This is a genomic window from Lysobacter sp. GQ73 (assembly GCF_059758755.1).
Map to the genome: position 1 here is coordinate 640761 of NZ_JCAXEE010000002.1, position 21131 is coordinate 661891.

At 62.4% G+C, this 21131-nt stretch carries 24 protein-coding genes; 9 read left to right on the forward strand and 15 right to left on the reverse strand.

Annotated elements, in window-relative coordinates; genetic code table 11:
* Position 1: 1 nt before the first annotated feature.
* The 8 genes from AC6CH2_RS07555 to AC6CH2_RS07590 all read right to left on the reverse strand — a co-directional run bounded on the left by AC6CH2_RS07555 (position 2) and on the right by AC6CH2_RS07590 (position 6869).
* Positions 2-1186, reverse strand: a complete 1185-nt coding sequence (locus AC6CH2_RS07555; protein WP_498268691.1) for a S49 family peptidase — start codon at positions 1184-1186, stop codon at positions 2-4.
* Positions 1183-2679 carry a phage portal protein gene (locus AC6CH2_RS07560; RefSeq protein ID WP_498268692.1) on the reverse strand — a complete coding sequence of 499 codons (1497 nt, stop codon included), beginning with the start codon at positions 2677-2679 and terminating at the stop codon, positions 1183-1185. The genes AC6CH2_RS07555 and AC6CH2_RS07560 overlap by 4 nt, the downstream gene beginning before the upstream one ends.
* A complete protein-coding gene (locus AC6CH2_RS07565; RefSeq protein WP_498268693.1) occupies positions 2676-2897 on the reverse strand; it encodes a phage head-tail joining protein in 222 nt (73 codons plus the stop codon). Before AC6CH2_RS07565 ends, AC6CH2_RS07560 begins: the two co-directional genes overlap by 4 nt.
* Before the next feature lie 104 nt (positions 2898-3001).
* Positions 3002-3295 (reverse strand): hypothetical protein, encoded by a 294-nt coding sequence (locus AC6CH2_RS07570; RefSeq protein ID WP_498268694.1) that lies wholly within the window; start codon positions 3293-3295, stop codon positions 3002-3004.
* A gap of 64 nt (positions 3296-3359) precedes the next feature.
* The gene (locus AC6CH2_RS07575) at positions 3360-5306 is read right to left on the reverse strand and encodes a phage terminase large subunit family protein (protein WP_498268695.1); all 1947 of its coding nucleotides are present in this window, start codon (positions 5304-5306) and stop codon (positions 3360-3362) included.
* Positions 5307-5309: 3 nt separating this feature from the next.
* Positions 5310-5852: an elements of external origin gene (locus AC6CH2_RS07580; protein ID WP_498268696.1), complete on the reverse strand. Its 543-nt coding sequence runs from the start codon at positions 5850-5852 to the stop codon at positions 5310-5312.
* A 122-nt stretch (positions 5853-5974) separates the two neighbouring features.
* Positions 5975-6505 (reverse strand): hypothetical protein, encoded by a 531-nt coding sequence (locus AC6CH2_RS07585; RefSeq protein WP_498268697.1) that lies wholly within the window; start codon positions 6503-6505, stop codon positions 5975-5977.
* 160 nt (positions 6506-6665) lie between these two features.
* A complete protein-coding gene (locus AC6CH2_RS07590; protein WP_498268698.1) occupies positions 6666-6869 on the reverse strand; it encodes a hypothetical protein in 204 nt (67 codons plus the stop codon).
* Between the two features lie 923 nt (positions 6870-7792).
* Between AC6CH2_RS07590 and AC6CH2_RS07595 the strand changes: the two genes are divergently transcribed.
* The 5 genes from AC6CH2_RS07595 (at position 7793) to AC6CH2_RS07615 (ending at position 10590) form a co-directional block, all read left to right on the forward strand.
* Entirely contained in the window at positions 7793-8182 is a 390-nt protein-coding gene (locus AC6CH2_RS07595) for a DUF6900 domain-containing protein (RefSeq protein WP_498268699.1), read from the forward strand.
* Between the two features lie 183 nt (positions 8183-8365).
* Positions 8366-8764 carry a hypothetical protein gene (locus tag AC6CH2_RS07600; protein ID WP_498268700.1) on the forward strand — a complete coding sequence of 133 codons (399 nt, stop codon included), beginning with the start codon at positions 8366-8368 and terminating at the stop codon, positions 8762-8764.
* Between the two features lie 181 nt (positions 8765-8945).
* Positions 8946-9176: a hypothetical protein gene (locus AC6CH2_RS07605; RefSeq protein WP_498268701.1), complete on the forward strand. Its 231-nt coding sequence runs from the start codon at positions 8946-8948 to the stop codon at positions 9174-9176.
* Positions 9177-9246: 70 nt separating this feature from the next.
* The gene (locus tag AC6CH2_RS07610; protein ID WP_498268702.1) at positions 9247-9879 is read left to right on the forward strand and encodes a DUF3489 domain-containing protein; all 633 of its coding nucleotides are present in this window, start codon (positions 9247-9249) and stop codon (positions 9877-9879) included.
* Positions 9880-10272: 393 nt separating this feature from the next.
* Complete coding sequence (locus AC6CH2_RS07615) at positions 10273-10590, forward strand: hypothetical protein (RefSeq protein WP_498268703.1); 318 nt, start codon at positions 10273-10275, stop codon at positions 10588-10590.
* A gap of 39 nt (positions 10591-10629) precedes the next feature.
* On the opposite strand, the gene AC6CH2_RS07620 is transcribed toward AC6CH2_RS07615, so the two are convergent.
* Positions 10630-11667 (reverse strand): DNA cytosine methyltransferase, encoded by a 1038-nt coding sequence (locus tag AC6CH2_RS07620; RefSeq protein WP_498268704.1) that lies wholly within the window; start codon positions 11665-11667, stop codon positions 10630-10632.
* Between the two features lie 131 nt (positions 11668-11798).
* Here AC6CH2_RS07620 and AC6CH2_RS07625 point away from each other — a divergent pair, with 131 nt between their 5' ends.
* Complete coding sequence (locus AC6CH2_RS07625) at positions 11799-13202, forward strand: PIN-like domain-containing protein (RefSeq protein ID WP_498268705.1); 1404 nt, start codon at positions 11799-11801, stop codon at positions 13200-13202.
* Here the strand turns inward: AC6CH2_RS07625 and AC6CH2_RS07630 are convergent.
* A complete protein-coding gene (locus tag AC6CH2_RS07630) occupies positions 13199-14437 on the reverse strand; it encodes a site-specific DNA-methyltransferase (protein WP_498268706.1) in 1239 nt (412 codons plus the stop codon). The two genes, AC6CH2_RS07625 and AC6CH2_RS07630, sit on opposite strands and share 4 nt — an antisense overlap.
* 835 nt (positions 14438-15272) lie before the next feature.
* Between AC6CH2_RS07630 and AC6CH2_RS07635 the strand changes: the two genes are divergently transcribed.
* The 3 genes from AC6CH2_RS07635 to AC6CH2_RS07645 all read left to right on the forward strand — a co-directional run bounded on the left by AC6CH2_RS07635 (position 15273) and on the right by AC6CH2_RS07645 (position 16733).
* Positions 15273-15527, forward strand: a complete 255-nt coding sequence (locus AC6CH2_RS07635) for a hypothetical protein (RefSeq protein ID WP_498268707.1) — start codon at positions 15273-15275, stop codon at positions 15525-15527.
* A gap of 154 nt (positions 15528-15681) precedes the next feature.
* The gene (locus tag AC6CH2_RS07640) at positions 15682-15912 is read left to right on the forward strand and encodes a hypothetical protein (RefSeq protein WP_498268708.1); all 231 of its coding nucleotides are present in this window, start codon (positions 15682-15684) and stop codon (positions 15910-15912) included.
* Positions 15913-16511: 599 nt separating this feature from the next.
* On the forward strand, positions 16512-16733 hold the full coding sequence (locus AC6CH2_RS07645) for a hypothetical protein (RefSeq protein ID WP_498268709.1): 222 nt from the start codon (positions 16512-16514) through the stop codon (positions 16731-16733).
* A gap of 173 nt (positions 16734-16906) precedes the next feature.
* Here the strand turns inward: AC6CH2_RS07645 and AC6CH2_RS07650 are convergent, their stop codons facing one another.
* From AC6CH2_RS07650 to AC6CH2_RS07670, 5 genes are read right to left on the reverse strand one after another with little or no spacing between them, the layout of a single operon-like run.
* Positions 16907-17299: a DUF6362 family protein gene (locus tag AC6CH2_RS07650; RefSeq protein WP_498268710.1), complete on the reverse strand. Its 393-nt coding sequence runs from the start codon at positions 17297-17299 to the stop codon at positions 16907-16909.
* Positions 17292-17501 (reverse strand): hypothetical protein, encoded by a 210-nt coding sequence (locus AC6CH2_RS07655; protein ID WP_498268711.1) that lies wholly within the window; start codon positions 17499-17501, stop codon positions 17292-17294. Before AC6CH2_RS07655 ends, AC6CH2_RS07650 begins: the two co-directional genes overlap by 8 nt.
* Positions 17498-18100, reverse strand: a complete 603-nt coding sequence (locus tag AC6CH2_RS07660; protein WP_498268712.1) for a crossover junction endodeoxyribonuclease RuvC — start codon at positions 18098-18100, stop codon at positions 17498-17500. Before AC6CH2_RS07660 ends, AC6CH2_RS07655 begins: the two co-directional genes overlap by 4 nt.
* A complete protein-coding gene (locus tag AC6CH2_RS07665; RefSeq protein ID WP_498268713.1) occupies positions 18093-20393 on the reverse strand; it encodes a phage/plasmid primase, P4 family in 2301 nt (766 codons plus the stop codon). The genes AC6CH2_RS07660 and AC6CH2_RS07665 overlap by 8 nt, the downstream gene beginning before the upstream one ends.
* Positions 20390-21124 (reverse strand): PD-(D/E)XK nuclease family protein, encoded by a 735-nt coding sequence (locus AC6CH2_RS07670; protein ID WP_498268714.1) that lies wholly within the window; start codon positions 21122-21124, stop codon positions 20390-20392. The genes AC6CH2_RS07665 and AC6CH2_RS07670 overlap by 4 nt, the downstream gene beginning before the upstream one ends.
* Positions 21125-21131 lie beyond the last annotated feature (7 nt).

Sequence of the window (21131 nt, forward strand, 5' to 3'; positions counted from 1 at the left end):
CTCAGTGCTCCTTGCGCGCGAGCGCAGCGCGCGCCTTGACCGCTTGGATCAGCGGGTTGTCGTCGAGCGACGCAGCAGTGGTCGACGTCGGTGCGTTCGGCGACAGGTGGCTGGTGATTTCAGCGGAGTCGGCCTTTGCCGCGAGCAAACGCTGACGGGCGACAGCAGGCGTTACGCCTTCGGCCAGCAGCGTCGCAGTCATCTGCGGCTGGCCCGCCAACTCGCACAGCTCGGCGATGGCGAGGGCATCGTTGCGGGCTTGCGCGCGCGCAGCGTCAAGATCAACGACGGCCGGTGCCGTCGCTTCGGGGGTGGACATCGTGGGGGTCTCCAAGGGGAAGGGACGCATCGCGGCGTCGAGTTCGGTGTGCATCTGCTGCACGGCATCGCTGAGCGTGCCGAGGCGATCGGCCAGGCCGACGTTGATGGCATCCTGGCCGAAGTACAGCGCCGCTTCGGTCTTGCGTACGGCCTCCGCGCTGAGACCGCGTTGGTCGGCGACGGTCAGGACGAACAGTTCGTGGAGGCGGTTGACCTCGGTCTGGATCGAGTTGCGGGCTTCGTCGGTCAGGGGACCATGCGGCGTACCGTCGTTCTTGCGCGCACCCGCGTGGATGGGGGTGAACTTCAATCCCGCGTTCGTATCCGATTGCGACTGATCGACATGCAACGCGATCACGCCGATCGAACCGACACCGGCGGTACGCGTCAGGAACACGCGATCGGCCGCACTCGCGATCGCGTAGGCGGCCGAGAATGCAGCGTCGTTGGCCACCGCCCAGATTGGCTTGCGCGTTCGCGCTGCATGGATTTGATCGGCCAGGTCGAACACGCCCGCGGCTTCGCCCCCGGGACTGTCGATGTCTAGAACAATGCCGCGGACCGACTCGTCGGCCAACGCCGCGTCCAGCCGGCGTGCGATCGACTGGTAGCTGGTCAAACCAGATAGCGCGTCCAATCCCACCGTCCGCTGCACCAGGGTGCCGTGGACCGGAAGGACGAAAATACCGTTCTGTGTCGGCAGGGTGGATGGCGGCGCCGGACCCGGCGGCGCCATTTGCGGGGGCGGCAGGGTTTGCAGCTCGAACTTCGGCGCCAACACGCCCAGGATGACCTCCAATTTGGCGCGTTGAATGAGCAGCGGCGTGTTGAACACGCGCGCCGCCAGGTGGGGCAGTCCGGTCATGACGTAGGCTTCGATTCGGGGGACGGCGTGTCGGCCGGTGGTGGGGCGTGCTTGACGCCGTTGCGGGCGACGACACGGGGATCGGTGTCGAAGACCAAGCCGAGCGCGTCGGCCCGTTGGGCGTCGGCGGCGATCTCGCGGTCGATGGTCTCGGCGTCGTAGCCGGAACTGGCGATGGCTTCGGAGCGCGACAGAAGCCCGGCCCGAATGGCCAGGATCATCGCGTTGAACTCCTTCTCCGGATCGACCCAGCTCCAGCCCTGCGGCACCCATTTGCAGGCGCGGTACTGACGCTTACGCCGCCGATAGCCAGGCAGCTCGATCGCACCCGACAGCACGGCCGCATCGACGAACGCGTTCCAGATCGGCCGACATAGCTGGTAGACCAGCACCGCGTGCTGGACCATCTCGCAGCGGCGCCGAAATTCCAGCAGACCGGCTCGAATAGACGAGTAGTTCACTCCCGACAGGTCGCCGGTGAGTTGCTCGTAAGTAATTCCGATGGCGGCGGCGACGGCGCGGAACTGGGCGCGCAGGAACGGGTCGTAGCTCGACCCCACATCGGCTGGCTGAGAGAAGGTGACGCTCTCCCCCGCCTCCAGAATCTGCAACGTGCCCGGTTCCAGACCGAGGGGTGCATTGCCCGATTCGTCGGGCGGCCCGTCGCCGGGCAAGGGGTCTTCTGGACCGTCGCGAGTGATGAAGCCGGCGAACATCGCCGCGGTCTTCTTGCGGACCAGCTCGGCGTCGTCGTACTGGTCCAGCTCATTAAGCTTGACCAGCGCGCGTGCCAACCACGGCTCGCCGCGAATCTGGCCCGGCCGCAGCGGTCGGAAGATGTGCAGGATTTCCGGCGCCGGCACCCGGAACGTTTCCATCCCGCCGTGCCGCGACATCGGCGCCATCGCCCCGTCCTGCGGGTGCGACAGATACAGGTGGTACGCCACGCGTCGACCGAGCCGGTCGAACTCGATACCGGCGCGGACCAGGTTGCCGTTCGGCTCCTCCCGGTTGAGCGACATCGGCAGGTGCTCGGGTTCGAGCAACTGCAACTGCAGGGGGACCGACAGGCCGTCCTCGGCGCGGCGCGGGCGCAGCCGGACCAGGCACTCACCGCCTTCCAGCAACGCGCGGCAGGCCAGGGCCTGCGAACCGTACAGATCGGTCAGGCCGGCGGCATCGGCCTCGTCGCACCAGTCGCGCCACAGGGATTGCAGACTCTCGCGTTGGGACTGGTCGGCCAGCAACGATTGCGGCTTGATGCCGGTGCCGACTGCGTTCGCGACGAACGCCTCGACCGCAGCATTGGCCCAGGCGTTGCGGCGGACCAGGTCACGCGAGCGCACCCGCAAGGCGTCGCCGGTCGCCAGCAACGCGGCCACGGCACCCGGGTTGCTGGGTTGCCAGGCGGTCGAGCGGCGGCCGTAGCCTGATGCTTCGTGCACGGGCGGGCCTCCGAACATCGAGGTTCGGAGGCGGGACCACCAACTCATGAGAATCCTTTGTTCGTGGTCACGCGCAAACGGCGGACGCGGTGTGGCTGGCCTTCGGTGCCGGCGAGGGCGGCTTCGATCTCGCGGATCGCCGCCAGCAGTTCATCGACGCTGCGGTACTCGACCAGGCGGTCGCCGAAGCTGACGCGACGTTCGCCGCGGGCAAGCGCTGCCCTGAGCGCTTTGAGCTGCTCATGGGTATAGGGAAGATCAGACATTGAAAATCGAGAGGCAGAAACGACGAAGCCGCCCAGCGGGCGGCTTCTTTCATGAGGGGGAATGGGGTGTTCGGCCTCGACCGAAGGGCCGGGCTCTTTTAGCGTTACCGGACCGGCTGACGGTACCGGAGGTCATATCCACGAAGTAGCGAAGCTCGCGCTTCCGCTGGCGTAAACAGATCCATGTAGAACGCCACGCCGATTTCGGTATCGGGGTGATTGATGCTGGTGGAGGTGTTGTAGCCCCGCAGCCCTTCGCGCCTTAGCAGGGCGTCCAGCTCGGTCAGACGCTTACGAACCTCAACGCGTCCCCCATGAATCCCGATCAGCCCGTCGTCCACCAGGTCCTGAAGCATGTCCTTGACGTCGGTGCTGCCCTTGAAGAATGTCGGGATCATGAGTCCGCTCCTTGAGTATTCCCTGTGCGCCGTCCTATCGGCTCCCGCCGATTGGCACTGCTCATCATGCACCGAGCCATTGGCTCCGCACCAGCCTGCGCGATCGATGCCCGGCCGCGACGGTACTCGCTCCGCCAATCGCGTGGCTATGGGGGATATCCCTCAATGGCGCAGTGTCCACTGATGCATATTCCTTCACGATCTTCAGACTGCGCTCCAGCTCAACCCAATGCCGTTCCTCGAAGCGATCGACGCCCGCCTGCATCGCCGCGGCACGTGCCATGACGTAGCAGTCCAAAGCCTCGTTCCGATCCCGTCGCTTCTCCCAAGTCCGAACCGGATAGCCGTGGCGGTCCCGGCGGCTGATCAGGTGCTCGGCGGTGAGCTGCTGGAGGAACTCGCCATCAATCTTCGGCAAGTGGACGTAGCCGGCCGGAAACGCCGGCTGTCCGCCGGGACCGATCTCGATCGATAGGCGCAGGGCGTTGTAGAACTCCAGCTTGGCGATGCCGCCCGCGACGGCGAACAGCTTCAAACCTCGGCGCAACCGCTTGCCGGGCACGCTGACGTCGACGGCGGTGGGCGTGCCGATCAACGCCGCGCCGCTGCCAACGCCCTTCATCGGCAACAGCCTTGGATCGCCGACGCCACGCGCGAAAGCGTAGGCCTCCTGCGTCGCGAAGCCGGTGTCCAGGCCCAACCGGGTCAAGGGCAGCAGCACGCCGCTGGCGTGGGTCCAGTGCTCTGACAGAATCCCGCCCAGCTCATTCCAGACCGCGGCGCGGGCGGTATCGCCCATCAGCACCCGGTGCTCGACCAGCCAGGTCTCGCGGCCCCGGCCGAAAGCCCAGACCGACACCTCGATCCGGTCCTTCTGGATGTCGGCGCCGCCGGTCAACAGCACGCCGCCGGCCGGCACGGTGCCAATCCGGTAATCCTCCCGGCGCTCCAGCAGGCGTTCCCAATCCGGAGCCTCGCCTTCCTCTTCCCAGGTCTCCCCGAGCTCGGTGTTCTTGAACGCCTTGAGTGCGGTGGCCGATCCCTGCGCCGACTCCCAGGCGGCGGCGATATCGGCCCAGCTGCGCCAACCGACCGGGGAGTACAGCGACGACAGGTGGTAGCCGGCGGTCTTACCTTTGTTCTTCGGCGCCGTCGCGATCCAGCGGCCTGCCGCCAGCATCGCAGTCTTGTGGTGCTCGCCGATCGGCTGCTCGCAGGACTCGCAGATGTAGCGGGCCGAGCGCGGGTCGCCCCAGGTCCAGCGCAGTTGCTCGAACCGCAGCCATTGCTTATGGGCACAGTGCGGGCACGGGACGAAGTACCGCCGCTGGTCCGAGGCCAGGTACTCGCGTTCGATGGTGCTGGCGCCGGCAATCGTCGGCGTCGAGACCAGCAAGATCTTGCGGCGGGTGAACGTCCGGGTGCGGGCCTCGGCCAGCGCCACCGCATCGCCTTCACCCTCCACGTCACGCGGATAGCCGTCCACTTCGTCCAGGAACAGGTAGCGCACCGGCATGGAGCGCAGACCGACTGCGCTGTTCGCGCCGGTCAGGACCAGGACCCCGCCTCGGAACTCCTTGGCCAGGATCGTGTTGCCGGCATCGCGTGCGCGCGAGGGCGCAATGCGCTCCCGCAAGGACGGCGACTCCTCGATCAGAGGGTCGATGCGCTGTTTCGAGTTGCGCTTGGCCATCTCGACCGTGGGCGCCACGGCCATCATTGGCCCCGGTGCGCAGGCGATGACGTAACCGATCCAGTTGTTGCCGCACTCGGTGCCGCCGACCTGCGCGCCCTTCATGAAGACGACGCGTTCCGTCGCCGAGGCCGGCGACAGGTCGTTCATGATGTCGCGCAGGTACGGCGTACGCGCGGTGCGCCAGCGGCCCGGCTCCGACGAGGAGGTGCTCGACAGCACCCGGTCCCGGTCAGCCCAATCGGAGACGTCGAGGAACGGGTCGGGTGTCAGGCCTTCGCGCCACGCTTTCCCAACGTGCTCGAAGCCATCGTACAAGGATCAATCCAGTCGAGCGTTGAACTCAGCGAGTTCGGTCAGATGTTGCCGCACGTCGCGCTCCAGCGCGACATGCATCGTGTGCGGGTCAACGCCTAGTTCGGCGGCGAGCATCGAGCTGATCCGCGACGGCCAATTGAGCCAGGCGTCGCGCTCGGCCCGCGCCAGCGCGAACACCTGCGCCATCGCCTGTGAACGATCGATCAACTCACCCTTGAGCTGGGCGATGCGCAGCTTGTGGTGCTGCGCCTTGAGCACCTCATTGGCGGTGCGCGCCTGCGCGTAGGTGTTGCTGCCGCCTTTGGTACTGACCGGCGCTACGCCGGCCATCTCGTCAACGGCCGCGCCGTTGGCCGCGCGCGCCCGCACTGGCACTGCCAAGGGCGGGTCCGGCGCGCGGGTGCTGGCCGCCCATTCGGCATCGGCGCGAGCCGGATTAATCGTGCCATCTGCCTCGGCGCTGATGCGTCCGGACGCAATGGCCTTGCGCACAGCGGTATCGGACACGCCACGGTGGCGGCCATAGGCGCGGATGGAAATTCCCACGGTAGAAGGATCGACTCGGTAGGCCCACCGCGACCGCCGGGTTCGGCGCGCAATGGTCTATGGAAGAGCGCACACCCTTGCCCCCATCGGGGGCAAGGGTGTGCGCTCTCGCGCGGCTCCGGTCAACTGCGGGACGCTGATTCCGCAGCATCGTAGGCGCGCTTCGCCCCCCGGATACTGAACTGCAAGCCGAGCTCGTACTGACTGTCCGTAACATCCCAGGCCGTCAGCAGTCTAAGTTGACGCAAGACCCGGTCCAGAACGTGCGCGGGCAGCGGAGCGTACTCGGGCTCCAGTCCGTCGAGATAGCGATCGATTTGGTCGTATAGCGCTCGCAGGACCCACTCGTCCTCACTGAACTCGATGGGCAATGCGCGCCGCTTGTCCCAGTCGTCGGCTTGATCGATCACTCGTTCGAGTAAGATCAACTCCAGACGACATAACTCGACCCATCGAATTACGTTCCCCGGATAGATCCGATTCGACCTTGCGGCAATGATGCTCGCCGAAAGTAGATGGAAGAACCCCTGGCAAGCTCGTAGTGTCAGCTTATGACCGGAATCGAATATCGGTCCATTCGCCAAAAGAATGCGCTCAATGCAGTCGCGCAGACGTAGCAGATCAGCGCGGGCCTTTTGTTCTTGATCGTTCATTTCTTCATCCTTGTCCACCGCACCGTCGCGGCAGGTGCATGAACGCTTCACGCGCGAGCGTTAGCAAGCACTTCTTGCGCACAGAAACTGGACATCCGCCGCATAGAAGAGAACGAACCCCAGCGCCCGATGGGGCGCTGGGGTTTGGATTCTCAGCCGGTCAATCCGCTGCGTCGTTCAACTCCCCGACCACCGTCGCAAGGTCCATGTCGGGCACAAATTCCAGGGAGCCTCGCTCGGCCAACAGTTTGACGATGTGGAGGCAGCTAGTGACAAGTCGCTGCGCCGCACGCAGTTCCCCATCGCTGAGCCGCTCGGGATCGCTATCGGCCATATCTTCCAAGGCCTGTTCGCATTCGGCCATATCCCAATGCGGTGTTCTGGAATCGGCAATCGGACATATTCGCCATCGTCGTTCTCTTCCGTTTCGCCGCGTCGTTGCGGCGTCGACATGAACGCTTCCTTCCCCGCAGAAGCCAATAGCATGCCGGCGAATTTGCACGTGCAAACAGGTCTCGGACAGCTTCGCATTTGCCGTGGGCGATTACTCCGGGAACTTGCCTAGTGCTTGCTTCAAACCGCTGAGCGCGAGACTGATTCCGTGTTGGTAGTCGGAATCACGGGGTCGCCATACATCCAATCGGCCAACCTCCGTTAGCGCGTGTTCGACCCATTGACGCGCCGTCAGGGCAGTGCGGCACTGGAGGTAGCTATCGATCTGGCGAGCCGCATCCGAGAAAGCGTTGGCGATTGCGATGTTGCGCCGCTTTGGTCGACGTTTGATTGGATTGAACCCGCTTCGTACCCGCCGCTCCCAGTTCCGAAGTTCATCGCCGGCGGCAGCCACGCGCGAGCAAAGCTCGACGGGCTCAGTACGACGCGCGCGGTCGAGGCGTGTCCAGGGTTTAAGGAAATCGGCGAGTGCCACGCATGCCTCAACCCCGCAACTGCCGTACGGCCACACTGGCGACAGATCCGTCGGCGCTTGCTCGACCAACCATCGTATGCGGTCGGGAAACGTGCTCAGTGTAAAGAGCGCTCGCTCTACGTCTTCCATTCCTTTGCCCTTGCGTTCACCGCCAAGCGCGGTGACGGAATGAACGCTTCAATCTTCGTCGAAGGCAAGCAAAAACAGGGATCAGAGAGGTTACGGACAGCTTCGGCCGTTAGCTGTTCGTTCGCTGTACGCCGCTGCGATTTATCGACGCTATCCCGTCTTATGCGCTTGGCTTCCTTCGCGGTTGAAGCGTACATGCGTCCACCCAACGCACGGCCAAGGAGGCTGCCATGAACAAGAAGACGCTCACGACCATTGCCCAGCAGCATTTGGATGTCACAACGCTAGAGACAAGAGGCAACGACAGCCTGGACTTCCATAGTGTTTCGGTCTGGGTCATCGACGCCGCACTGACTGCCGCCTACTTGGCAGGCTACGCGGCGGCGGTGCGCGCGGCCAACGGGAGCCACGCCGACGCGCTTACTAGCGAACGACACACCATGCTGGGCAGCATTTGGCTGGGCGAAGGTGAAGCTGCCGAATGGTCCCTCGACCAGCGGGCGGAAACCGTAGTCACCTTGCCTATCCCCGAGATCGAGCTTCTGGCGTACCACTGGACCGAGCGAAAAGCCTGCGACGTGCTCATTCCGACCGCCATCCGGCAACGCCGGATCGCCTGAATCTCATTGCCTGAAGCCGAACGGGTGCGCCCCCAAACGGGGGCGTTCTTGCTTCGGTCCAGCGCAGCTGTCTGACGCCTGTCTACGCCCGAAAACGATTCTTCTTTATCGCTGAATCTGCTTGGCTTCGTCGGGGAAGGAAGCGTTCATGTCCCCACACCAACGACGGCCACGGAGGCCACCATGAACTCAAACAACACTTTCCGATTCCGCGAAGCCCTGGCCGCCCTCAAAGAATGCCGCGCTGCGTTGGAAGCGCTGAACAGCGGCACCGGAAGCGCGCTGCCCACCGAAGAGCTGGAAGCAGCCGGCGGAATTGCAGCCCACGGAATCGCGATCATCGAGATGCTCGCGAAAACTGGCGCTCATGCGGTGCACCTGACCGACTTGGCGCGCGATGTTCCGGAAATCCTTGAGCTGCTCAATGCCAGCGCGCCCACGCCCGAGCCCGACCTCGACGAAATGATCGAGAGCATTGACGACCATCTGCAAACCACCCCGCGCGACGCCGAGTACCGAATTGGCCTGAGTCTCGCGCGCCGTGGACTCCAACATGCGAAAGCCGCCATTGGCGCAACCTGATTCAGCCAAGCACGAACATTTGAAGGCGCCCTAAGGGGCGCTTTCTCGTTCGCGCGCCACGAAGGTGTCCGACACCTGTACACGATGGAGAACGCTCGTTCTCTATCGCGAAATCCGCTTGGTTTCGTTGGGGAAGGAAGCGTTCATGTCCCAACACCAACGACGGCCACGGAGGCCACACATGAGAGACGGAACGCAGATCCTGAAGGATTACTTGGGCGGCATAAAGGACGGCAACCGCTCGGCGCTGGCGCAACTGACGGTGCTGCAAGACTGGATAGGGGTTGCCCAGCGCGAGATCGAACGCCGCGCCACCTTCTTCCTTCAAAAGCTCCCTGACGACGTCATCCACGCAGTCGCCCAAGGCGAGATCGACGTCCGCAAAGCCATTGGCGAAGTCCTCACCGGCTGATCCATCCGCGCGCTCCGAATCGACAGAGCGCGCTTACCAGAACACCCACTCAACTACGAAGGAAACGACCATGACCCAGATCGAACTAACCCCGAGCCAACGTGCGGTCATCGACCTTGCCGCCGATAACAACGGACGTCTCGAACACTTCCCCAAGAATCTCGGCGGCGGTGCACGCGCGGCAGTGGTGCGCGGTTTGCTGCGGGCTGACCTCATCGTCGCCGACGGCGCGGTCTATGCCCTCACCGACGCCGGCTACCAAGCGGTCGACCGCACCCCGCCGCAAGCAAGCAGTTACGCCGACGCCGATTCTGAAGCCGACACAGGGACTGAGGCTGACGCTGCTGACGAGACGGCAATGACGCCAGCCGAGCCCGCCCAAGCGCACACCGAGACCAGCGATTCAGAAACCGAACCGGCCAGCGACGCCCGCTCGGGAGCGCCCAACCCGCCGAAGAAGCGGGAGCAAAGCCGGGTCGACCAAGTCGTCGCGCTGCTCTTGCGCCCGCAGGGCGTGACCATCAAAGAGGTGATGGAAGCGACGAGCTGGCAGCAGCACTCGGTACGAGGCTTCTTTGCCGGCGCGCTGAAGAAGAAGGGCTACGAACTGATCAGCGACAAGGAGGGCAAGGCAGACCGCGTGTACCGAATCCAGACCGAGGAAGAGGCGACGCCCGAGATCAAGTCCGACGAGGAGGAATGAAGTAGCAAACGCGGCCGGGCGATAAGCCCGGTCGCTTTCCATGGCGGGAGAGTGCGTTCTTGTCTGAGGGCTTAACGCCATCGTGGAGGTGTTTGCGCCGGATAGGAATCCGCTTGGCTTCCCAGTGGAAGGAAGCGTTCATGTCCCCCCGCGCATAGAGATCAGCCGATGCACCCCACGGGTCTGTACGAAGTCGCCTGATACCAATCCCGCCGTGCCCAGCGCGAAAATCCTTCGGTCGACGGCCTAGTCGGGCATCATCTTGTTCTCAGAAACGTCATTCTTGTCCGACGCCTTAACAACTTCAGTTGTACGCGCGATACCGCGATATACCGCTTGGCTCCCATCGGGAAGGAAGCGTTCATGTCGGCACGCCCACTGCGGAAGACCACCATGATCACCACACACATCAAGCCCCGCATTCGGAAGGTCCGATTCGCACGCAAGGCCGAGAGCCTGTCCTGGGTTCAACGGGAACTGCTCTATACCAATGTGCCGGCCGAGTTCGCTCGTATCGTCGAGGTGAAGGAGCTGACTGCCGACGAGTACGACGCATTTGCCAAGCAGCCGCTTCGCGATCGCGACTGGCTAGCCGACTTCTGCGGAATCTACAGCGACGCCCTGGAGATTCGATCGCCCGGCCGCGCGACGCTATACGTGCGCACGGACGGCTACAACTATGCCCGCTACCTCGGGCTGGCCGCTGACTAAGACGGAGCCCCCTCGTCAACTTTGTATCCGAGCGCAGCGTCAGCCCCGCAGGGCGCGGAGCATTTCGGCGGCGACCTGCGGGACGATCGCATTGCCGGCGGCGCGCAGCTTAGGAATTCTGGCGGATATCCCATCAGCCAGAAGACGAATTCCGGATTCAGGTACCCGGCGACTGGCGAGGGCTTGACTTGTCTTCCAAGCATCCCATTCTCCGGTGCGCTGCCAACGCTCGACGCGTCCTTGTGATCCCGCGTCGTCGGCGTCGCCCAGACCGCCTGCGCAGGTAGCGGTCGGGTTGACCCACTGCCGAACTGCTGATTTGGGCCGCCCTTCTCGCCGTCGCCCGCGCGCGGTGTGCTCCAGATCGCTTTCGCTACTCCCGGCAGGCCATTGCGTCGCTCGGCCGCAAAGTCGCCGCGCTTCTCCGGATCGTTTGCGGTCGCCGTCGGCCAGACCAACTTCGCCGCCACTTGCAAACTGGCAATGGTCCGCCGCCGCCCGCCCGGCATCCGCGACGTCATCGCCAGATGCGCCTCGGGCGACTTGTTGTCGTCGTTCGCGACTGCAGTCGGCCAAACGGCGACCGACGATCCAAACGCGCCCTCGTCGGTGCGGGGCGTTGACGGCACAAGCTGGAACAACAACCGCCCGGCTGGCGTAGCCTTCGGCTTCCAGATCAGCAAGAACTCCGTCGAGGCCCAGCGCGATGAGGCCAGCAACGTTCTCGCCCAAGAATAGAGCGGGTCGCGCCGATGCAACAAGGCGGCGCAGTTCCGGCCAGAGGTGGCGGTCGTCCACCTGCGCGCGTCGGCGGCCTGCAACGCTGAACGGCTGGCAGGGGAAGCCGCCGGTCCAGATCGGCTCGTCGTCGGGCCAGTCTGCGAGTCGGCAGGCGTAGGCGAACCCGCCGACGCCAGCGAAGAAGTGGCATTGGCCGTAGCCGCGTAGGTCGTCTGCGCAAACAGATCGGATGTCTCGGTCATCGACGTCGCCGCGAGGGATCAGTCCGGCCGCCATCAAATTCTTCAGCCACTGGCATAGATACGGTTCGATCTCGTTGTAATAGGCCGGCCGCATCTAGTCGATAGGCCAGGAATGTAGCAAAGGCATCGGCCGTACCACAGAATGGCCGCAGGCACTACAATCGAACGCCCGACTTTCCATGAATTGGCTTCGCAACAATTACTCCTGAACGCAAGGATCGCAGCATGAGGAAGGAATTTTTCGAGTTCTATCGTCCATCGAATGAGCAGATTGAGGCCCTCATAAGGGATGGAATAGTCGTCTTCGACACGAATGTTTTGCTAGAGCCTTACGAGGTTGCGAAAGAGGGACGCGAGCTCCTGCTAGCCATCTTTCGCGAGCTGGGCGATCGCATATGGATTCCGCACCAAGTAGGACTCGAATTTCAGAGAAATCGACTGCGCTCAATCGCGTCGGAGCGTGGTAGGACCAGCAACGCCATCAGTGGCGTGAAAAACTCGATCAATAGCATTGTCGATCAGATATCCAAACTAAAACTTGCGGAGCGAGGAATTGGGGTTGATCCGGTTCCGATAATTGATGCGCTCAACGAAGCTAGTGAAGCGGCGCAGAATGCGCTTACGTTAGCCCACCAGGCTCAACCCAAAATCGGCTTGGACGACGACATACGAGATGAGATCGATAGAATATTCGAGGGGCGCGTAGGTCCCCCGCTGCAGAATCAAGCAGCCCTTGATGCAATTTACAATCTGGGTGCAGCTCGTTATCTGGCTAAGATTCCACCAGGTTACGAAGATGACAGCAAGAATGACGTGTTCTCGCATGCTGGACTCGTATATCAGCGCAAGTATGGCGATCTGATTTTATGGAAGCAGGTAATTGAACACGCCAAGACCAATGCCATCAAGAAGCTGATTTTTGTTACTTTGGAAAAGAAAGAAGACTGGTGGCAATCGCGGGACAAGGAAATCATCGGTCCACAACCAAATCTTATAAGCGAGATGAATCGTGAGGCCGGCGTTGAGGACTTCTGGATATTTCGACTTCCGGAGTTCTTGGGGTTGGCCAATACTTTTCGAGCTGAGAAACTGTCACCCCAAGGCATAGAACAGATTGAGGCTTCTGATCAGGGCCGACGCGACGAGTACTCAGCTCGAGCGCTGCTTCGAGTCAATGACAAGAAGATTCGAGCCGTGGAAAGTTTCGAGGTGATGGCGAGACAAAACATCGGCGCCTGGCTTGAGACGCTACCAAATGTAGCTGGCTGGGAGGAACACTATGATCTTGATCTAGTAGTCGAGGATTTCGACGGGCACCGGACCGCGCTTGAAATTCAGGTTATTGGTTCTTGGAAGATGAGTAGGCTATCGGTGCTCGACCTTATAGCGCGCGCTGGCGCCTTGAAAGCTAGATCTGCTAAGTATGCTCACGACGCATGTTTGGTTGTTACGAATTTGGACTTCGAAAGCGACATCAACTACAGAATGCCTAGTCCAGAAATTGTTGACGAGTTGATTTCAATCACCAGCAGAGCCGGTGTAGGCCTAGTGGTTGGGTCTGTCGGCGATCTCGGGTTCACGCCATTTATCTGGTCTAACTTTTGGCTCGCCGATCAAAGTCTCTCCTAGGGATTACTTACTTCAGCTGATGCACCAAAGAACGGAGCACCGTCAATTTCTCTAGTAGCGATCTTTCCTGTGTAGTCCTGCCAACGGCTTACAATGACGTCGACATACTTCGGATCAAGCTCGATCAGGCGCGCGCGGCGACCGGTCTTCTCGCAGGCGATCATGGTCGTGCCCGAGCCTCCGAATGGATCGAGGATCAGGTCGCGGGTCTTGCTACTGTTGCGGATGGCCCGCTCGACCAGCGCCACCGGCTTCATGGTTGGATGCAGGTCGTTCTTACTGGTGCGGTCGATGAACCACACGTCGCCCTGATCGCGCGCGCCGCACCAGAAGCGGTCATTGCCGTCGCGCCAGCCGTAGAGGATGGGCTCGTACTGCCGCTGGTAGTCGGCATGCCCCATCGTGAATTTGTTCTTGGCCCAGATGATGAACGTGGACCAGCGACCGCCAGCCGCGCGGAAGGCGTCTTGCAGGCGGTCCAGTTCTGACGACGACATGGCCATGTAGACCGCGCCATTAGTCGACGTCAGGATCTGCTGGCAGGCGGCCTGGAGGAACGCGCCAAAATCGGAACCGAGATTGTCGTTGAGGATCGGACGATGCTTGCCGCGCAGCTTGTCCTTCGGGTTGTTGGCGTAATCGACGTTGTAGGGCGGATCGGTGAAGGTCATGTCCACCAGCTCGTCGCCGAGCAAAACCCGGTAGTCGGTGCTGCTGGTGGCATCGCCGCATAGCACTTTGTGGGCGCCACAGATCCAGACGTCGCCGGGTCGGGAAATCGGATGTTCGGTCGGCTCCGACACCTCATCGTCGTCGGTCAGTCCGGCCTGGTCATCGACCAAAAGATCGTCCAGCTCGTCTTCGGTAAAGCCCAGCAGGTCCAGATCGAACTCCGCGTCACGAAGCTCGGCCAACTCAAGCTTCAGCAGTTCCTCGTCCCAGCCGGCGTTCTCGGCCAGGCGGTTGTCGGCGATGACGTAGGCGCGCTTCTGCGCCGGGGTCAGGTGGGCCAGCTCGATCACTGGTACCTGTGCGAGCCCGAGTTGGCGAGCGGCAAGCAAACGACCGTGGCCGGCGATGATGCCGTTGGCACCGTCGACCAGGACCGGATTGGTCCAGCCGAACTCCACGATGCTGGCGGCGATCTGCGCGACTTGCGCGTCGGAGTGCGTTCTTGCGTTCCGCGCAAACGGAATGAGCGCCTCGATGGGGCGCTGTTCTATCTGAAGGCTCAAAATACTCAGTTCCGAGGCCCGCTCACTTGGCTGGACCGAAGTACAAACAGAAAGGAAGAAGTCCTGCCCAAATCGCTGTGCGGAACTGCCTGCACCGGCCGGCTTAAGCCGGTCTGATATGAGGCCAGTTCCCGCCAGGTCGGCCGAGGGTACCTGCCCACCTGCATGGGAAATCGAAAACGCTAAATAGATGGGTATTGGAACTATCCAATACGCATACATCAATTTGGAGAACCCGTATGTATACAGATATCTACAGCACAACCCGAAGCAACACGTTCCTCGCAATCCCGGCAGGTAGCGAACCACCAGAGCAGTTCGTTTCAAACCGGGGTAAACCTGCTCGCCCTTTCAAGCGGTCAGCGCCTCTGACGGGGAGTCCTGTCATTGCGCTCGATGCGACAAAGGTCATTTCGGACTTGAACCAACAAGGATGGTCGCTTGTTGTCATCCGTGTCCACGTCCGCACGGCTCTCTAGAGATGAAAGCGAGTCGCCCCTCCGGGGGCGGCTTCGCCACGCCAACTCAGCGCCTGCGAACCAATTTTCAGCGACAGACGCTAGCGGGGTTTCGCGGCTTGGCCCCCCGCGCGATCTATGCCAGGGGAAGGACCCGCGATTTCTCGCCGCCTAGCGCAACGTATGGGCCTACACGCCCCGCCAAACGAAGGCCGGGGCCCCAGGTGGCCGCTGTCCGCGCCCCGCTTGCGAGGCCTGCACGGCGGCCGCACTGCTGCGCTTTCTCTATCGAGCTATTGATCGGCTTACCGACCGGCGGTAGTCAACGGCCGACGGAGCAGTGGGAAAATGGTTCAGCGCTCCCGGAGACGCGTTCGATGAAGAAGCATCTCGTCATCGTCACAGAAAGGCCCGAGCAACAGACAATAGTCCGCAACCTCGCGGAGTCGGCCCGCCACGCTCTAGAAACCATCCCAGGTGTCTCGAACTGCCGGCTTCTAAAGGCCACACCCGGCGAAGCTATCCTCAGCTTTGAGACCGAGAAGCAAGAGTGGCCGCCTAGCCTCGATGACACACTCAGCGACCTAAATATTGCGTTGGTCCATGCCGAATTTTGCGACTGGCACCACTGAGCCACCTCGCTCAGCATCCCGACCAAGCTAGGGAAAAACGAAGACTGGTCGAATGGTCTCGTCCTAACCCTTTGAAGAGCGAAGCGTATGGCTGACTTTCGCCGAGAGTGGAGAATGGATCAGCCAATGGGCCGTGAAGTGGCTTAGGACTCCTATGCAACGAAAACGCATCTCGCTCAGACGTGCAACCAATCCAATCCTCAGCGCGGTCCCATTGGGAGAACTGGGCGTGGTGGCGCTCAGCGAGCTTCCCGGCGCGATAGACCTACAGATTGAGTACGAGACCCTATTCACCGTGGAGGTGTCGTTTGTCTGGATCGGTTGCGGCGTGCCGGCAGTTTCCGACAGACACCTCAAGCACTTCGGACTCGAAAGAAGCGACTGACAAACCAGTCCGGCAGCCGCCACGAACAAAATCGATGGATGGGGCTGAAAGACTTACGGCTCCCGACCAACGGTCGTTGATTCGTGCGTCGGCAGGACGAGCATGGCTTGGGGTGGGGGAGTAACGATCATGGCCATGCATCTAATCATTATCACAAGAGCGGATCGGCCGTCGAAGCTCGCAGACATCGGTCTGTTGGCTCGCTCGCTCATCGTGAGCACGCCGGGGATAAAGGACTGCAGATTGCTGCACGAAACGCTCGTCGAGGCTACTCTTTATTTCGAGACAGAGAACGAAGAGTGGCCCGAAGGACTAGTTGCGATGCTCCGAGACCGAGGAGTGAGGCTGATCCATGCTGAGCGAGGCGACTGGGTCGCTAACGCATTGCGTGGGTAAGGCCGTGGCGGTGATATCGCGATGCCGCACGTCGGACCTCTGCCGCCACGACGTCGGCCCCAGGACTTCAACGTCGCATCGCGTCTCATCACTCGCGGTAATTTGTACGCGAAGTGACACGTTTTGCATGTGATCACGGCAACTTCGTTGTCAGAATCTTTTGTTAGGCTGCGCGCGTCGATTTGTGCTGCACAGGGAAAGTAATGCCGAAGTTGATCGTGCGCAGAGTTTCGTTCCACCACAGCACTATAGGTTCATTCCGGGAAGACGTATTGGCGGCGGTACGTACCTTGCCAGGCGTGATATCCGCCTCGCCGCTCCTAGAGAGCGACGACGCGATGAGAATCGAATTCTCCTGGAAGGAGCCGCGTTACGACATGATCGAGGATCATCTCAATCATCGCGGCTTCACCTCTACCGAATAGACCGCGCGAACGGAGTACGGTAGGGCCGACACACCGCGATCAGCATGCCGACTAGGCTAGGGTAAAACCTGGGAGTTTGGGACACCCACGGTTTCCCCATTTGCCCCCAATCACCCCCACCCGCCCCCAACGGCACAAAGTCACATCGAATTCGCTTCCGATAGCGACGGTGATTACTCTGCAAAGCGCGGCAGCGGCCCGTTGAGATGCGTCACGACCAGCACCAGTGCATGCTGCCAGCGACGCCAGGCCGTCTTACGGATCAGCCCAGTCCGCACGCAGATCTCACGCCAAGGCACCTGCTGGGCACGCAGCCAGATCAGACGACGCTGCTCTTCGTCCAGCCATCGCAGCCAACGCACGGTCTCGCCGAAACGATCGATTGCTGCCGGCGACGCCGCAAAGCGCAGGACGATGCGTTCGTCGGCATAGCCCTCCCACGACTGTCGCTGGATATCAGGCCAGTACGATGCATAACCCTGCACCTTCGCCGCCGGCAACCGGCGGGCCGTGATGGCGGCTTCTTGGAACTGATCGGCGACCTTCTGCACGGTCCACTCAGCCATGTGTCTTCTCCCGCTTGCCGTAGAGGCGCTCGGCAATCTGGCTCAGCAACTGCCGCTCGACCCAGTCCAGACGCGTGTCCTCAGCGGACACGACGAGCAACCCTTGCTCGCGCCAGCCCTCGCGCTTGAGCCGGTCCAGATCCAGCGTCTCCGGCACGAAGCGCCCCAGCGGCGATCGGTATCGAAACTCGCGCGCGATCATGCCCTCGCCTCCTGCGCGATTGCCCAATGCAGCAGCGCGATGGCATCGGCCTCGTTGTCGTCCTCTGGCCGGTTGCCCCATCGCTTGACCGCTTCGATCATCGCCGCCTTGTCGGCGTTGCCCCTGCCGGTGACGAACTTCTTGATCGTGCCGACCGGAACGCCCTGGTATGGAACCGCATGACGCTCACACCACGCGGTGAGCTGCGCCAGGAAGCCGCCGTAGACGTGCGCGGCATCGACGCCGCGGTGACGACGCACCTCCTCGAAGTAGAGCGTCGACGGCGGGCCGGCGAAGCGCCACAGATCATCGAGCCAGCGGACGAAGCGCAGGTAGCGCATGCCGCCGCCTTCAAAGCGGCCGACCTTGAAGTGCTCGGTGCCGCTCATGGCTTGGCCGGAAAGGCGAAGCGCCCACCCTAGCGACGTGCCCAAGTCAAGCGCAACGATGAGCGGCGCATCGATGTCTGCTGGCTGGGTGACGGATGTGACTGGCTTGCCGGTTAATACGCGTGTGTGCGCGCGCACGCACACATAAGGGGGAACTAGCACACCTGTCTCACCTGTCACCTCACGGTGCAAATGCTTGATTTCATTCATGGCTCGCGCCCCCGAACTGAGTTAGAGCCTTGGGTTTCAGACTGATCCCGATGAACTGGCGAACTCCCTTGCTGCCCCGGTGCTTTTGAAATTGCCTCGCCATCAGCAGGTCAGAGAAGCGCTTGACGGAGCCGGCGAACTCTCCACTGATGTCGGCCCATTCCCGCCAGTCTGAGAACAGGTCGGCGGTGCTGGCTCTGGCTTGTGCATGCACGTAGCAGCGTTCTTCGATCCAGTGACCTAGCGCGTCTTCGCCTTCAAAATATTCGTCGGTCGCGTCAATGACGCACTGCGGGGCGCGCAGGCCCAGTTGCTGCCATTGCAAGCACCCCTCGACCGCCCAGGCCATGATCCCGTCGCGCTCGGCCAGCAACTTCTCGGTTAGGCGACCGTCACGCCGCCTGGGCGGAATGGTGACGGTGAATGGCACCAAATGCAGCCGTCGCTTCATGGCCTCGTCTACGTTGCGGATCGCGGGTTTGTGGTTTCCGGCGATCACCAACTTGAACTGCGGGATGTACTCGAAGAAGTCCTGACGCATGAAGCGCGCGGTGATTTTGTCGCCACCCGTGATGGCCTTCAGCTTCGCCTCGTTCCAGCGCCGCCCCTGCTCGGTCTCGCTGGCGGCAACGAAACGGGCACCGCGCAATCCGGCCAGATCGGTCGGATGACGCTCACCGCGGCTTTCCATGAACGTTTCCATCGGCGCGTTCGTGGCGTAGTCGCCCAAAATCGTGGCGAGAGCGTTTACGAACACAGACTTACCATTGGCGCCGGTGCCGTAGAGGAAGAACAGCGCATGCTCGCGGGTGACGCCGGTCAGGCAGTAACCGACGACGCGCTGGAGGTAGGCCGCGAGTTCGACATCACCTCCGGTCACGTCGCCCAGGAAACGGCGCCAAGTCGGGCAGTCTCCCTGCGGGCTGGCCGTGGCTAGCTTGGTCATGTGCTCGCCACGAGCATGGCGACGCAATTCCCCATCGCGCAGATCCACGATGCCGAGCGGCGTGTTCAATGCCCACAAATCGCGGTCCCAGTCCTCGGCAAAGGACGCATGTCGCGGATCGCTTCGGGCCAGGCGCTCGACACCTGCCACTGTCGATGCCGAGGCCAGCTTGGACCGCTGCGACTGCCGCTCGGAAAATTCCTGCGCGGCACGACAGACGCCACGAACCAAATGCTGCAGAACGAGCGCTCGATCCGGATTCCATCGGGCGCCGGTCCAGCTCAACCATTGACCCCAGGCCGCACAGTAGCGCCAGTCGTCGGAGTATCTGCGGGTGAAGGCCAGACCGAGACCATCGTCGCTGCTCCAATCGAGCCCAGCGAAATCGATCGGCGGCGGCGCGTCGTCGGTGCCAGGCAGCAAGAAGGTGCGTTCGCCGGCACGCAGGAAGCCCTCGATGTCGAACCCGTCCTTGGCAGCGTCAGCTGCGTCCCAGCCCAGCGGCTTGTCTTCGGGCAGGTGCAGAAGCGCGCACGAGTCGGCGCCGGCCTTGAACGCAGCCTGCGCCGCCTGCATGGCGTACTCCCAGCCGGGCTTGTCTTTGTCCGGCCAGATAAGCACGTGCTTGCCGCAGAGCGGCGACCAGTCGTTTTTTTCGATCGGAGCGTTGGCGCCATTCATCGAGGTCGTGGCGCAGGCACCGCGTGCGATCAACGCATCCGCCGATTTTTCGCCCTCGACCAAGACGACCTCCGTCGACGCAGCAAGGCCGGGTTGGTTATAGAGCGGTCGCGGCGTCGGCGCCTGGTGCTTGCGTCGCTTCGCATCCCAGGGGCGGTACTGCTTACCGTCCGGCGGATCAAAGCGGTAGACGCACGCGATCAACTCGCCGTCCGCGCTCAGGTAGTCCCAGCGCGCCGTGTGCGGGCCAAGAACGTCGACCGCCGGTTCCGACCGATACCGCTTCTTCTCCAGGGCGGACGGCGCCGCCGAGATGTGGCCCAGCAGCTCGGAAGCGCGCTTAAGCACGGCCGAAAAATCTCGTCGCGCGTCCAAGCCAAAGTGCGCAGCCAACAGGTCGAAGATGTCGCCGCCGTCGCCGGTCGCGTGATCATTCCAAAGCCCGGCCTTGTCGCCCGTTAGAGCGACCTCCAGGCTATCGCCGGCAGCGCCGTGAATGTCGCCGATTGTGAACTTGTCGCGGCGAGCTTTGCCTTTCGGATAAAGGTCGATCAGTACGGTTTCGAGGTGACGCAGCAGATCGCTGCGCGTGTTCTCGCGTTCCCGCGTAGGGGACGCCGTTTTCGGCGCGTCACCGGCATCGTTGAAATTGTTCCAATCGTTCAAGGGGGCAGACTCCAGCAACGGTCCTGCCAGGGGCAGTACCGACAGGTTTGATGGGTGGGAGTGGTACTGATGCGGGGGAGTAGTTCCGCGGAATCGCAGGCGCGCAGGATCTGGACCGCGCGGTCGGACGCGCGTTGCGCCAGGCCGCGGTCGAACGGCACGCGTTCGGCGTAGATTTCCATGTCGTCTGCGCAGATCGCGGTGAACAGCGCGGGGTATTCGTGCAAGCCGAGGTAGGCCTGATATAGCGCGACCTGCGTGGCGTAAACCGGGCGGCTGGCGGCGAGTTTCTTCTTCTGCAACTCACGATACGTCTTCGCGCCGACCGCCTTGGTTTCCCAAAGCATCGGATAGCGGAAGGTGTCCGGGCCGGCGACGATCACACCATCCACGTGACCACGAACGCGACCATGCGCGGTCGAGAAGCCGAACTGCTCTCCTCGCTCGTTGCGGGTGCGCAGGTCGAAGCCGGCCTGGCGCAGCCAGTCAGCCATCCAGTCCTCGACGCGATGGCCCCGTGCGAATACGCGGAGTACCCGACCGGGAACATGGCGGCCGATGTCCTTGGGGGCGTTGAAGTATTGGAACTGCAGTCGGCGCGCGCAGTCTTCGCCCAGGCTGGATGCGCCCAGGTACGCGCGCGGCGGCAGCAACGCCGCTTCGCGCTCCATGGCCGTGTCGATCAGCGTGCCGACAAGTTCGGACAGATCGTGGGTGTTGAAATCGAGCATCGGTCGA